Origin of the sequence: Marinibactrum halimedae, from assembly GCF_021234875.1 — a bacterium.
In the GTDB taxonomy this organism is placed as follows: domain Bacteria; phylum Pseudomonadota; class Gammaproteobacteria; order Pseudomonadales; family Cellvibrionaceae; genus Marinibactrum; species Marinibactrum halimedae.
The window spans coordinates 24,668-37,550 of record NZ_JAJQVM010000007.1 but is presented as its reverse complement, the minus strand read 5'-3'; the positions used below and the strand labels follow the sequence as shown (position 1 = coordinate 37,550).

The 12,883-nt window shown below is 43.0% G+C and carries 9 protein-coding genes; 7 read left to right on the top strand and 2 right to left on the bottom strand.

Translation table 11 applies throughout. The annotated features are described in order from the left end of the window. Positions 1-55 precede the first annotated feature (55 nt). From LU351_RS05760 to LU351_RS05735, 6 genes are all read left to right on the top strand, one after another. A complete protein-coding gene (locus tag LU351_RS05760; protein ID WP_232593110.1) occupies positions 56-1,534 on the top strand; it encodes a methyl-accepting chemotaxis protein in 1,479 nt (492 codons plus the stop codon). 507 nt (positions 1,535-2,041) lie between these two features. Next, positions 2,042-4,456 (top strand): TonB-dependent receptor, encoded by a 2,415-nt coding sequence (locus LU351_RS05755; protein WP_232593109.1) that lies wholly within the window; start codon positions 2,042-2,044, stop codon positions 4,454-4,456. A 133-nt stretch (positions 4,457-4,589) separates the two neighbouring features. After that, entirely contained in the window at positions 4,590-6,260 is a 1,671-nt protein-coding gene (locus LU351_RS05750) for a tetratricopeptide repeat-containing sulfotransferase family protein (protein ID WP_232593108.1), read from the top strand. Between the two features lie 273 nt (positions 6,261-6,533). Beyond that, positions 6,534-8,180: an amino acid adenylation domain-containing protein gene (locus tag LU351_RS05745; RefSeq protein WP_232593107.1), complete on the top strand. Its 1,647-nt coding sequence runs from the start codon at positions 6,534-6,536 to the stop codon at positions 8,178-8,180. Position 8,181: 1 nt separating this feature from the next. Next, complete coding sequence (locus LU351_RS05740; RefSeq protein ID WP_232593106.1) at positions 8,182-9,576, top strand: ferredoxin reductase domain-containing protein; 1,395 nt, start codon at positions 8,182-8,184, stop codon at positions 9,574-9,576. Positions 9,577-9,633: 57 nt separating this feature from the next. Beyond that, positions 9,634-10,398, top strand: coding sequence for an enoyl-CoA hydratase-related protein (locus tag LU351_RS05735; protein ID WP_232593105.1), 765 nt, complete (start codon positions 9,634-9,636; stop codon positions 10,396-10,398). 149 nt (positions 10,399-10,547) lie between these two features. Here LU351_RS05735 and LU351_RS05730 read toward each other — a convergent pair whose 3' ends face one another. Further along, positions 10,548-11,294 (bottom strand): hypothetical protein, encoded by a 747-nt coding sequence (locus LU351_RS05730; RefSeq protein ID WP_232593104.1) that lies wholly within the window; start codon positions 11,292-11,294, stop codon positions 10,548-10,550. A gap of 6 nt (positions 11,295-11,300) precedes the next feature. Next, the gene (locus LU351_RS05725; RefSeq protein WP_232593103.1) at positions 11,301-12,011 is read right to left on the bottom strand and encodes a hypothetical protein; all 711 of its coding nucleotides are present in this window, start codon (positions 12,009-12,011) and stop codon (positions 11,301-11,303) included. Between the two features lie 277 nt (positions 12,012-12,288). Between LU351_RS05725 and LU351_RS05720 the strand changes: the two genes are divergently transcribed. Beyond that, a complete protein-coding gene (locus LU351_RS05720) occupies positions 12,289-12,882 on the top strand; it encodes a carboxymuconolactone decarboxylase family protein (RefSeq protein ID WP_232593102.1) in 594 nt (197 codons plus the stop codon). Position 12,883 lies beyond the last annotated feature (1 nt).

The window sequence follows — 12,883 nt, the reverse complement described above, 5'->3', positions numbered from 1 at the left end:
ATAAAAATGGACACCGCACAGTTGAGAATCAACGACCGTTAGGAAATGTGAAATTATGAATTCAATTGCAATGAAAATGATGGCCGTTATCCTGGCTGCAACGTTTATCGTCATGACGGGGGTAACCGCTATATCCTACAGCCTTGCGAAATCAGATCAACTTTCTCAATACGAGCAACAAAAGCAGGCCTTAATGCAACAATTGGGCGTGATTCTACAAGAGCCCGTTTTCGTGTATGACACCGCTATCATTGAGCAAACAACGCTCTCCTTTGATTCTGTTGAGCCTTTATCCGGCATTACTGTGTATGACCATCGTGATGAAATACTCGCTACAAATCAGGCTGAAAATTTTGAAACCCATGAAGTAGTCACCGTTAATCTAGAATGGGAAAAGAGACCGGTTGGCCGTGTCGAGCTCAGCCTCAGCCACGACTACATGAACGACACATTAAATTTTTTATTACTGGATAAAATTATTACTGTCTCTGTCGCGTTAGGCTGCATTATTTTGTTTATTACACTGGGCTTAAACCGTCTTGTCACACATCCTTTACAGCAATTAAATGCCATCGTCTACGATATTGCCCAGGGTGGTGGTGACCTCACTGCTAGAATTCCCGCTACCAGTAATGATGAGTTCAGTACCCTTGCCAACAATTTTAATGAATTTATTAAAACCGTACAGAGCATTATTACCGAATTGGCTCAAGCTGTAGAAAACCTATCAGGCGTCTCACAACAAGTAGACAACATTTGCCAATCCTCATCACACAGCTGTAAACAACAGCTGACAATGACAGATACATCACTAGAAAATATTCGACAACTTGCCGAGTCAACACAAGAGATTGCACGTAACGCTGAAGAAACATCAGAAAATACACAAAATGCCAGTGAACTTTCAAAATTAAGCCAATCAAGCATCAAATCCAACATGTCTCAAGTTGAAAAGCTCGTGACCAACTTAGAAAACACTGAACAAGTCGTTAACGAATTAAAAACCTCAAGCAATAATATTGGTACTGTATTGGTCGTCATCAAAAGTATTGCAGAACAAACCAACTTATTGGCTCTCAACGCCGCTATAGAATCTGCCCGAGCAGGAGAGTCTGGACGAGGCTTTGCCGTAGTGGCCGATGAAGTTCGTGCCCTTGCCCAAAAAACCCACGATTCCACCACCGAAATTGAGCAAATTATTTATGAGCTTCAACACAAGGCAGAGGCCTCGGTCCAATCCACAAAAGAAAGCACTCGTTTAGTTACTGACACTATTCACTCTGCTGAAGAAGCTGATAAATCATTAGACAAGATCACCTCCAGTATGCAAACCATTGCCTCAATGAATCACCTAGTGGCCAGCGCCACCGAAGAACAATCTTCCGTTACGATGGATGTGAAAGGTTTAATTGAGGAAATCAGCACCGGCGCCCATACGCTTACCGAAAATATGCAGGAACTGAAAACTTCCACCACCAATCTCGTAGAAGTGGGAGGCCAATTGACAAAATACATTGAGCGTTTTCGATATTAATTATAAAGAGAGTGACCAAGATGAGAGTGGCCAAGGTGAAAAGATTACACTACGCGCCACCCCACACAACGCTCTCAACTCACAACACTCTCAATCGAAATTAAGCATGGACGCTCAACTCGATAAATTTAGCCTATTTTATAGGCTAAATCACAATCACACCCCATTAGCCCGCACCCGAAATTCTATTACTCTTAAGCACCAATTTGAGTCACACAAACTCTACAACGCACGTAAAAGCCTCATAAATTGACTAAATCGCACAAACACTTGCAGATTATTTCAAATTTTAGGCTTTTTACACCAATTATTTTTTTCTCTGCCTCAAATAAGTCATTTGTTTTTATGGCACTTATTTTGCTGAGCATCCAATGAAAAATGATTTAGGCTGCTGGTATTAGCTCATAGACAATATCGGTACAACGACAGACAGAATATAAATCAACCAGCCCACCTAAATCTCTTTGTGTTCAGATCACTTATTTAAAGACGGAGAATTTGTCATCCATGAAAGGGTCTTGCGGAGCATTCACACGAAAAAAAATAGCAACTTACATTGCCTTAATAAATTGCCCATTTATCGCTTTCTCCGCCAGTGAAAGTGCCATGGCGCAACAGGCAAACGGCATTGAAGAAGTGGTGGTGACAGCCACACGTCGCAGCACCAGCATTCAAGATATCCCTTTTAATATCTCTGCACTGAGTGGCGATACTATTGAAAAACAAGGGCTGAATAACCTAAATGATATTGCTCGCACAATTCCTGGTATGGCATTCGTTGATCAAGGGGCACGAGGGTCAGGCAACAATATTATTGTAAGAGGGTTAAACACAGGCTCAACCGGTCCCGGTATGAGTGGCACATTCAAAACCAGCGTAGCCACCTATCTGGGGGAAACCCCTGTCTATGTCAATATTCGTACCTTTGACCTAGAACGTGTTGAAGCGTTGATCGGCCCCCAAGGTACATTATACGGAGCTGGAACCTTAGCTGGAGCGATACGATACATACCCAATAAACCCCAATTTGACAACTTCAGTGCAGATGTTTGGGGAGAATTTTCACAAAATAGTGAAGCCAGTGATTTAAGCTATATTACCGGCACAGCCATAAACGTACCCATTAATGATACGTTTGCCCTGAGGGCCTCGGTGCAACGCTTAGAAGATTCAGGCTTTATTGATTACAATTATGTGGTTCGTGAAGGCGGCGTATCCAACCCCCAGCCCGACTTTAGCAACACCACAGATGTGCGTAATAATTTACGACAAATTGAAGATGCCAATGGCGAAGAAACCTTAACAGCTCGTCTTGCTGCACGTTGGGCACCCAACGACATCATTGACGCCACACTGACTTACTGGCATCAAGAATTAGATGCAGAAGGTCGCAGTCTTGTTCATCAAGATGCCATGGCAAACCTCGTTGATCTTGACGATTACGAGTCTGCACTACGTTACGAAGAGCCCAACCTGATTGAAGACAAACTCACCACATTAGATGTCAATATTGATCTGGGCTTTGCAAGCCTAACCTCCGCTACAGGCGTGTCAAAAAATGAGCAAGGGGGGCAACGAGATCAAACCGACTTATTGCTGGATTTCGAATACGGTTACGAAAACTTTCCGTCGTTCTCCGCCTTTACTCGTGAAGATGAAACTACTGAAACGCTCAACCAAGAGATTCGTCTTGTCTCTAATCACTCCGGCCCCATCCAATGGATTACCGGAGTGTATTACAACCATTTAGAAGCAGAACAATACAGTTCTGAATTCACCCCAGGCTTCGACACCTGGTTAATTGAAACCGATCAAGCCGACATCAATCGTACAGACGACCTCGAATACTACAGTGAATTTTTCGAGGAGCTGACTGAACGCGCCTTTTTTGGTGAAATCAGTTACGAAACTGGCCCGTTTACGTTTACCTTTGGCGCTCGTGTTTACGACTATGAAGACGAAGTCACCCAAGGTTTTGATTTACCTTTATTTAATACCGTATTTGGCGGTGTCGATGACGGTGTTATCGCCCCCGACCTCACCACCATTGATACTGAAGACAGCGGCTCATTATTTAAAGGAAACCTTTCCTACCGCGCTACAGACGATGTAATGGTGTATGTCACAGTCAGTGAAGGTTACCGCATAGGAGGTATTAATGGTGTACCGGCCTGTACGGGAGACGAAAATGATGCCGAGCAAAATTTATGCGCATTACCCAATGAAGTCGCCTACTCGCCCGATACAACATTAAATAAAGAAATCGGTGTACGCAGCACATGGTTAGAAGGTAGTCTGGTTGTTAATGGCTCGATTTATCACACCGACTGGGATCAGGTTCAAGTACCCAGTGCAACCGAAAATGGCTCATTGCCCATCACCATTAATGGCGGTTCAGCGACTTCACGAGGCCTTGAGCTATCAGCAACGTATTACGTCAATGAGCAATGGGTAATCAATGCCAATTATGCCTATAACGATGCCTTTTTAAGTGAAGATGCACCAGGTTTAGTCCGTAACGATGATGCGCTTTCTGGAGATACCTTGCCGGGCTCACCAGACCAATCTGCCTCATTGTCTGTCGACTATAACACCTCAATTTTTGATAATTACAGCTTAAACATCAATTATCTCGGCACCTATACCGGAGACGTATACACCTCCGTTGGCGCGAGAGGCAATGACAACTCAGGTGAAGTGGTGCCCGGTTATACGTTACACAACCTCTCGGCGGCCATTTCTACCAATGATCGATGGGAAGCCCGCCTATTCATCAACAATCTGACGAATAAATACGCGGTTACAGCCGTACGAGCAGATCGCTCCTTCATCCGTGATGTCAATGGATTTAATCTTCGTTCTTACGGCCAGTACGTCACTACACCACGCACGATTGGCTTAGCAGTGAATTACAGCTTCTAGTAAAAGAAAAGTAAACACATTGGCGATAGCGACGCTTAGCGTCGCTTTTTTATTCGGCAAACTCAGCCCGCCTACACCAACCGACTTCTCCGCTACCACAGTAAAAAGGTGGTCACAAAGACAGAGGTTGTGTATGTTTACTCTAAATGAATTACCCACACCCCTTTCTATGAGCGCACTGATTACTCAACAATTATTAGAAAATGCCGAGCAAGCTTTACATGAAAAAGACTACCGTCTCGCCCATGAACTTTGCTTAAAAGCACTCAAACAAGACTCCAATAATAGTCAAGCGCACTTTTTACTGGCAATGAATGCCATGGAAAGGCGTGAGTTCAAAAAAGCCAAAACCTTGCTAACCGTCGCGTGTCGTAATCACCCGAACAACGCCGATTATGCTTTGCAACTTGCCCGCCTTTACACTTTACTCAATCTCAATACAGACGCTAAAGCGGTATGCCAAACCCTCATTCAAAATGTTTCCCTGAACGACTTAAACGGATGGCAGAGCGATACTCTCGGTGTGTTACTAAGTCGATTAAATCAGCACAATGAAGCACACCCGTATTTTTTCCATGCGGTAACCATGTGCCCAGAGAACAGTGAATATCGGTATAATTTAGGAAGTAACGAGCGCTTTTTGGGAAACTTCAATAGTGCTATTCACCATTTCCAGCACATTATTGAACACACACCCACTTTCTATAAAGCCTATCTTCCAATTACAGAACTTCGCAAAGCGACACAAGATAACCACCTCATCGATAAAATTCAGTGTGTCTTACCCTCTTTTGAAACGTCAAGTGATGCACACTTACATTTATGCCACTCTCTGGCTCGTGAATTTGAAGCATTACATCAATTTTCAAAAGCCTTTTATTGGTGGAAAACAGGCAATGATGAAAAACGAAAAACACTGCCTTATCACATTCATCAAGATATCGCGCTATTCAATGCTGTAAAAAAAAGAACCCCCTCATTGATGACACCCATATCAGGTTCTCACCTTGTAAAGACATCATCACCCCAAAACAATGGCCCGATCCCACTGTTTATTATTGGTTTACCACGCAGTGGCACCACATTACTAGAGCGTATGCTCAGTAATCATGAGCGTATTGAAAGTTTTGGTGAACTGCAGGATTTCCCCATCGCGGTAAAAACACTAAGCCAAACCCCTTCATCGGTCGTGATGGATGAGGCAACCATTTTTGCCTCACAATCGTTGCCACCAGAAAAACTAAGAAACGAATATTATCGCCGAATACAACACCACATCAGCAACCTACCCCCATCATGCCAATATTTTATCGACAAACTGCCACTGAATTTTTTTAATGCCGACCTCATTGCCAAAACATGGCCAGAAGCAAAAATACTGATTATGCTGCGTGATCCTTTGGATGTCTGTTTAGGAAATTTCAAACAACTCTTTTCGGTAAATTTTTCTTACTATAATTACTCATATGACATCACAGATTGCGCAAAATACATCACTGCCTTCCGAGACCTAATATCACACTGGCAAAATATCATCCCAGAGCATCAAGTAACCACAATCGAATATGAAAATCTCGTACAAGCACCTGAAAAGCACATCAAAGCTATTACCCAGTTTTTACAACTCCCATGGCAAGAGCAATGCCTTGATTTTGAAAAAAATCAACAACCTGTCTCTACCGCCAGTGCCGTCCAGGTAAGAAAACCCCTCTATAAGAATGCCATTCGCGCATGGAAAAAATATTCAAATGAATTAAAACCTGCCATAAATATTTTAAACAACGCCAAACTCACCCAACAATAAAAACCCAACATATAAAACACAGATAACACCATCAAAAGAATCGGCATCAAAATCACTGAATTATTTTAAATCAATTAAAAATTACGCCAAAAACCCACGCCCCAATCTGTACCAAATCGCGACAAACTCCTTATCACTTGTGATACTTTCGTGAAAATTAATCTGTAAATTTTTTTCAAACAGTAAAAATTTATCACACCCATAAAAATAAACTATTGAGATGTGCGAAATGGATATTCTCCTTAAACAACCCCTTCACAAAAGGAGAACACAATGTCAGATCCAGCTCTCTTCACTTACGAAAAACACACTGATAAAAATCATATAGCCTTTGGCCATATTGATTCTTTTAATCATCTTTCCACTCACGACAAATATCTCTTTAAAAAATTTGCCGCAGGCCCGATTTGCGAACTCCCAACAACCTGCATACATCACGCTTTTGAATTTTATGCGCGCACTACACCGAACGCTATTGCAGCCATTCATAAAAAAGACACAATTACCTACGGTGAATTAAATCGACGCGCAGATTTGCTCGCTACCTACCTAGCCACACAAGGGATAGGCCCTGGCGATTATGTGGGATTATTTGTACGACGATCAATCCCGATGCTCATCGGGATAATGGCAGTATTAAAAATAGGAGCTGCATATGTACCACAGGATGTTAAGCTGGCACCGGAAAATCAATTACGTTACATCATTGATAAAGCAAAAATATCCGTTATTCTCACACTTTCTGCCTACCATTCAAAAATCAAACATTTTGAAAATACAAAAACACTGTGCATTGACAAGGTAAACCATTCAACAACAAATCCTCTGGCAACAAAGATAATAACAGGCAATATTACCGGAAAAACCAACAGCAAAGACCCTTGCTTCATATTATTTACCTCAGGTACTACCGGCAAACCCAATGGCGTAAAAGTCACTCATGAAAATGTGTGCAATATTCTTCTCACCGAACCCGGTGACCTAGGCATGAAGCCCGGCATGAAAGTCTCTCAATTATTAAACATTGCATTTGATATGGCGGCATGGGAAATACTTGGATGTCTGTCTCACGGGGCCACACTCTTAATTCGAGAGAGCAACATGCAAGCGGTTGCTAACGATGCCGATGTCATCATCGCCACACCGTCCATCCTTCACAATATTGATCCAGAACAATGCACACATGTAAAAACAGTTGCGGTTGCCGGAGAACCCTGCTCTAAACCATTAGCCGATAAATGGAGTCAAAAGTGTGCCTTCTATAATTGTTGTGGTCCCACCGAGACCACCATCGTCAATACCGCTCAACATTACACAGGCACAGGTGAACCATTAACCATTGGCAAACCCACGCCCAACAATACCATTTATATACTGAATGCAGATCAATTCCCCTGCAAAATTGGCGAGATTGGAGAGATTTGGGCAGGGGGGAAAGGCATCTCTGCAGGCTATTTAAACAACCCCACCTTAACCAATGAGCGATATGCTCCAGACCCTTTCTTAAACGATGGAATGATGTTTCGAACTCGTGATTTAGCCCGATGGACAAAAGACGGGGAATTGGAATTTTTCGGTCGCGCCGACGATCAAGTCAAATTCAAAGGGTTTCGTATAGAACTTGACGGCATATCTTCTGTAATCGAGTCAACGCCCAATTGCACTCAAGCGACCACCTTAAAATACAACAGTCATCAATTAGTTGCGTTTATCACACCGTCAAATGTTGATTGCCAACAGGTAAGAAAAACGCTAGAAAAAAATCTGCCCTATTATTGTATTCCTGAACACATTTATACAATGGAAACCTTGCCGCTAACCGATAGAGGTAAGGTCGACAAACGAAAATTACGTTCCTTTGCGGAAAAATTACAGCGGGTATCAACGCTTTCGCCAACCCCTTCAGAGGAGCTCATCTAACATGATTTCCAATGATCTCGATATACAATTGCCTGCACAACAAGCGTTTTTTCGGCGAGTCACCAAAAAACCACACATGGAGCATTACAAGCGACTGATGCTATTAACGGTGATTATCAATATCGCTTTTCTCATTTACGGCATAAGTTACGGAAAGTGGTGGACACCCGAAGGCAGTAACCTACCCATACTATCCACATTGATCATCAGTAATTTTTTTATTGCCATACTCATCCGGCAACACTATGTAATAAATGCATTATTTTGGCTTGCCACTCGCGCCCCCACTACTTGGCCACTGTCCCTTCGCTGGATACTTGGCAAGGTCTTTCACTTTGGTGGCATACACAGTGGTTGCGCAACATCAGGAACGATTTGGTTTGTGATTTTTGTCTATTCAGCCACCCTCAATTACTCAAAATCCATACCCGGGGTATCCTTTAATACCCTCATTACCAGCTATGGTATTGTGGTCTTGCTTATTGGTATTGTTCTCACGGCGCTACCCCGCTTTCGCGCAAAGTATCATAATATTTTTGAGAAGTGTCATCGCTTTGGGGGCTGGACAGCATTACTACTTTTTTGGACTCAAGCGTATTTTTTTCATCTCGATCATTATGCTCTCAATGATGATGTCGCTCAGAATTCATTAATCACAACTCAATCATATGCAGCTCAAACCAGTTCGTTTTTTACAACGTTTTTTTCCACCCCTACCGTTTGGATGCTTTCACTGATTACATTGAGTATTGTATTACCGTGGTTAAGACTTCGAAGAGTGTCGGTAGAGGTTGTGCGCCCTTCCTCTCATGCGGTATTGGCCAAATTTAATTATGGCGTTACTCCTTTTGCCGGTTCTTCAACAGCCATTAGCCGTAACCCATTAATGGAGTGGCACTCGTTTGCGAATGTGCCCGCGCCTGGGGAATCCGGTTTTCGGTTAACCATTTCCCGTGCAGGAGACTGGACAGGTAAATTTATCGACGACTGCCCTTCTCACGTTTGGGTGAAAGGCATTCCCACCGCCGGGGTTGCCAATATTGAAGTTCTGTTTAAACGCGTCGTTTATGTCGCTACCGGCAGCGGTATTGGCCCATGCCTGCCCCACTTACTGGCCAGAAAAGTCCCCTCATTATTAGTGTGGTCAACACGCACACCACGCACCACCTATGGAGACAATTTAGTCGATGAAATTATGGAAGTGCAACCGAATGCGGTTATCTGGGATACCATAGAGCGAGGCAAACCCGATATGGTGAAATTAGCTTATGCCGCGTATGTTAGCTTTCAAGCAGAAGCGGTTATTTGCATCGCCAACCAAAAACTCACGCAACAAGTTGTATACGGAATGGAGAGTCGTGGCATACCCGCCTATGGAGCCATTTGGGATTCATGATTTATCAAATTCATGAAGTATGAAATTCAATCTTTCACTCTTAAAAAGGGAAAACCCATGTCCATCCTTATTGAAAAAAATCATCGTGTTGTCACCATACGATTAAATCGCCCTAAAGCACGCAATGCCCTAAACACGCAATTATTATCAGAGCTTGTCAGCGTACTACAAGAATTAGACCAGTCTCCTGAAGTGGGGTGCTTTATCATTACCGGGTCGGATACCGTATTTTCTGCGGGTGCCGACATAAAAGAAATGCGGAGTAAATCCTACCACCAGATGGTGCAAGAAGATTATTTTTCAAAATGGGAGCAATTCACCACACTACGCACCCCCAAAATTGCCGCTATTTGTGGACCTGCATTGGGAGGCGGATGCGAACTGGCACTCATGTGCGACATCATCTTTGCCGCTGAAAATGCCTTAATGGGGTTACCAGAAATTACCTTAGGCGTTATACCAGGCATCGGCGGCACACAGCGACTCACCAAAGCAGTTGGAAAAGCCAAAGCCATGGATATGATTTTAACAGGAAAACATTTATCCGCTTTTGAAGCCGAAAAAGCCGGCCTAGTATCGCGGGTATGCCCAACTGAACAGCTACTGGATGAAGCCATTACCGCTGCCAGTGTCATTGCCGGCTATGGCAAATTTGCCACCACATCCGCTAAAGAAGCCGTTGATCAAGCACAAGAAATGAGTTTAAAAGACGGTATCTTATTTGAACGACGTATTTTCCATGCCTTATTTGCCACAGAAGATCAAAAGGAAGGCATGTCGGCTTTTATTGAAAAACGCTCACCACAATTTAGGGGGTATTGACATTAGGGAGTTTGTACTGACTTTAATAAACACCCCTGCACCAAAAGACGGGGGTGTTTATTCGCCATACAGATTAATCAGCTCTCTATTTCAATAAGCATAAGGAAATGTAAGCAAAATATTTAACGTTAACTCAATTTATTTAAAAATTATTCAAATCGACGCTTTTGTTTTAACGATTCTTCAGAAAGTGATAACGTTACCGAATTCATAAAGGCTTCTTTAAATTCAATCATTTTTTGATGAATATAATCGCATTGAGAGGAATAAGTGAAACTCAAATTTAAGACACAGTGCTCTGTAATGGGGATGTAATAGAGGTGACTCCTAGGCTTGGGTACTTCTTTATTGAGATCTTTTACTAAAGTAGGGGTCAATTCTATCCAATTAGCACCAGCATAATTTACTATCTCATAGTTTTCTGAAGATTCAGGAATATGATATAAATAATGGTTAAGGGTCCCCTCGGGATACTCTTCATCATCTTTATACTGGTCGTTGGATTCCTGTAAAAGTTTGGCTTCTCTTGCGTGTACCCAATGTCTCAATGTTTTTTCACAAAAGAATGAAAAATTTGGTGAAGGAATTGTCTCTGGCCTAAAAATCATTAAATCAGTAAAGCAGGTCCCGCAACGATCAGAATCAAAACTTTTCAACAACCCCTTGTAAAACATCCAACTACTGGAATATACCTCTAAAAAAAGATGACCATACATTGAGTCGTATTGAGTTAAGTCATACAAGTCAAATTGGTTACCCAGTTCTTTATAGTCAGCAGGGGTGGTTTTAGGAGGATTTTTAAACGTGAGGGCACTGCCAGATAAGTCAACAGACTTATCTGGTGCACTTTGAAGATTGGGCTGATGTATTTTCTTTTCAAAGAGTTTTGACAGCATCTAACGTTAACCCCATCCGCTGTTACCGGTCACTAATTGTCGAGCCAACGCCAAAAAGGCTTTACCATGGCCGCCGTGTTGTGTTTTTACGTGCGCATTAAATTCATCTGGGCTTTTAAAGGGGTGCATGTTGGGGTTGAGAGACGCATCATTCGTCATAATGCCCGCCATATTACGTACGGATTTGGCTTTTTGTAGAAAGCCAGGCACCGCCGCAATAGAAATTCCAGAAAGAGCACCCATAACACCGCCAAAATGAAACCCGCCAACCGCAAAGGCGCCGAAGCTTACGGCACTCCCATACGTTTTCTTTACAAATCCTAAAAGCGTATTGCCATCTCGAGCCTGTTGCTCTCTCAATACAGCACGTCTATCGTTGTGCTCCTCTCCATAGGCTTTCAAATTCTCATGGAAGCCGCCTAGTTGGCAGCGGTTGATTAACGAACTCCAGTCATGGCTGTTAAATTTCATCACATCATCATGCAGCTTGATGCCCAGCTTTTTCATTTGTGGCAGCATGGGGCCAACCGCGTCTCTAGGCGCTGCAAAGAACACTTCCATATTTTTCAGGTTTTGACCTTCAAGGTAGGGTAAAGCGTATTGGAACATGGCGGTCCCGGTACCGTGGATAAGCCACTTGGTTTTAGCGGAGGGGGCGTTTGCTAAGGAGGTTTTAATTATTTGAGCCAATTTTAACCCCATAATTTGAGGTGTCATTGATTATCGTCCTTAACTATATGATCGGGGTGGCAGTTCGATTGTCTGCACGTAATTTAAGGCGGTTGCGGTGAAATAGCAATTTTCAGAGATCAAAAATCAAACAAAACATGATTAAGCAGACGACAATCATACGAAGAGTGTCACACTTTTTGGAAATCATTCCTGTTGAGTCAATCCACTGATTTTTCCGAGGACAAATTCGCCCTTGGCGCCACCAAACTTCAAATGTTAATTTACCCCTTCTCACAAAACCATAAACAAAAAAGAGGCTTCGATGGCACATCTCTCTCCTCTCTCTAAAGACCTTAATCCAGATTTAGCCGAAGATTTTGCCATCTTCGAAAAAATATTGGGGTTTGTTCCAAACAGTTTACTCACAATGCAACGCCGCCCCGCTATCGTCAAAGGCTTTGGCGTGCTTACCAAAGCCGTCATGGCACCAGACGGCGAGGTTGATTTAGGTTTCAAACGATTACTCGCCCATTTCGCCAGTCGCGCCGCCGGCTGCCAATATTGCGAGGCGCACTCTCTCATTGCAGCCAAAATTCATGGTATTTCCGACGAAAAAGTGGCTGCCGTCTGGGATTATCAAAGCAGCCCTCTGTATTCAGATAAAGAAAGAGTAGCTCTCGATTACGCATTGGCTGCCGGGTCCGTTCCAAATAATGTTGACGAGTCTTTGATGGAACGAATGAAAACTTATTGGAGCGAAGATGAAATTGTTGAAATTCTTGGAGCCATTTGCTTGTACGGTTTTTTAAACCGCTGGAATGACTCCATGGCTACGGATCTTGAAGACGCCCCCAAAGCGCTGGGAGAAATGGTGCTTAAATCAGGCGGGTGGACTGGGGGAAAGCATATAAAATAAA

What these genes read in the sequence shown, in the direction of transcription:
- LU351_RS05760 (WP_232593110.1), top strand. Translation starts at nt 56, where the DNA reads ATGAATTCAATTGCAATGAAAATGATGGCCGTTATCCTGGCTGCAACG.
- LU351_RS05755 (WP_232593109.1), top strand. Translation starts at nt 2,042, where the DNA reads ATGAAAGGGTCTTGCGGAGCATTCACACGAAAAAAAATAGCAACTTAC.
- LU351_RS05750 (WP_232593108.1), top strand. Translation starts at nt 4,590, where the DNA reads ATGTTTACTCTAAATGAATTACCCACACCCCTTTCTATGAGCGCACTG.
- LU351_RS05745 (WP_232593107.1), top strand. Translation starts at nt 6,534, where the DNA reads ATGTCAGATCCAGCTCTCTTCACTTACGAAAAACACACTGATAAAAAT.
- LU351_RS05740 (WP_232593106.1), top strand. Translation starts at nt 8,182, where the DNA reads ATGATTTCCAATGATCTCGATATACAATTGCCTGCACAACAAGCGTTT.
- LU351_RS05735 (WP_232593105.1), top strand. Translation starts at nt 9,634, where the DNA reads ATGTCCATCCTTATTGAAAAAAATCATCGTGTTGTCACCATACGATTA.
- LU351_RS05730 (WP_232593104.1), bottom strand. Translation starts at nt 11,294, where the DNA reads ATGCTGTCAAAACTCTTTGAAAAGAAAATACATCAGCCCAATCTTCAA.
- LU351_RS05725 (WP_232593103.1), bottom strand. Translation starts at nt 12,011, where the DNA reads ATGACACCTCAAATTATGGGGTTAAAATTGGCTCAAATAATTAAAACC.
- LU351_RS05720 (WP_232593102.1), top strand. Translation starts at nt 12,289, where the DNA reads ATGGCACATCTCTCTCCTCTCTCTAAAGACCTTAATCCAGATTTAGCC.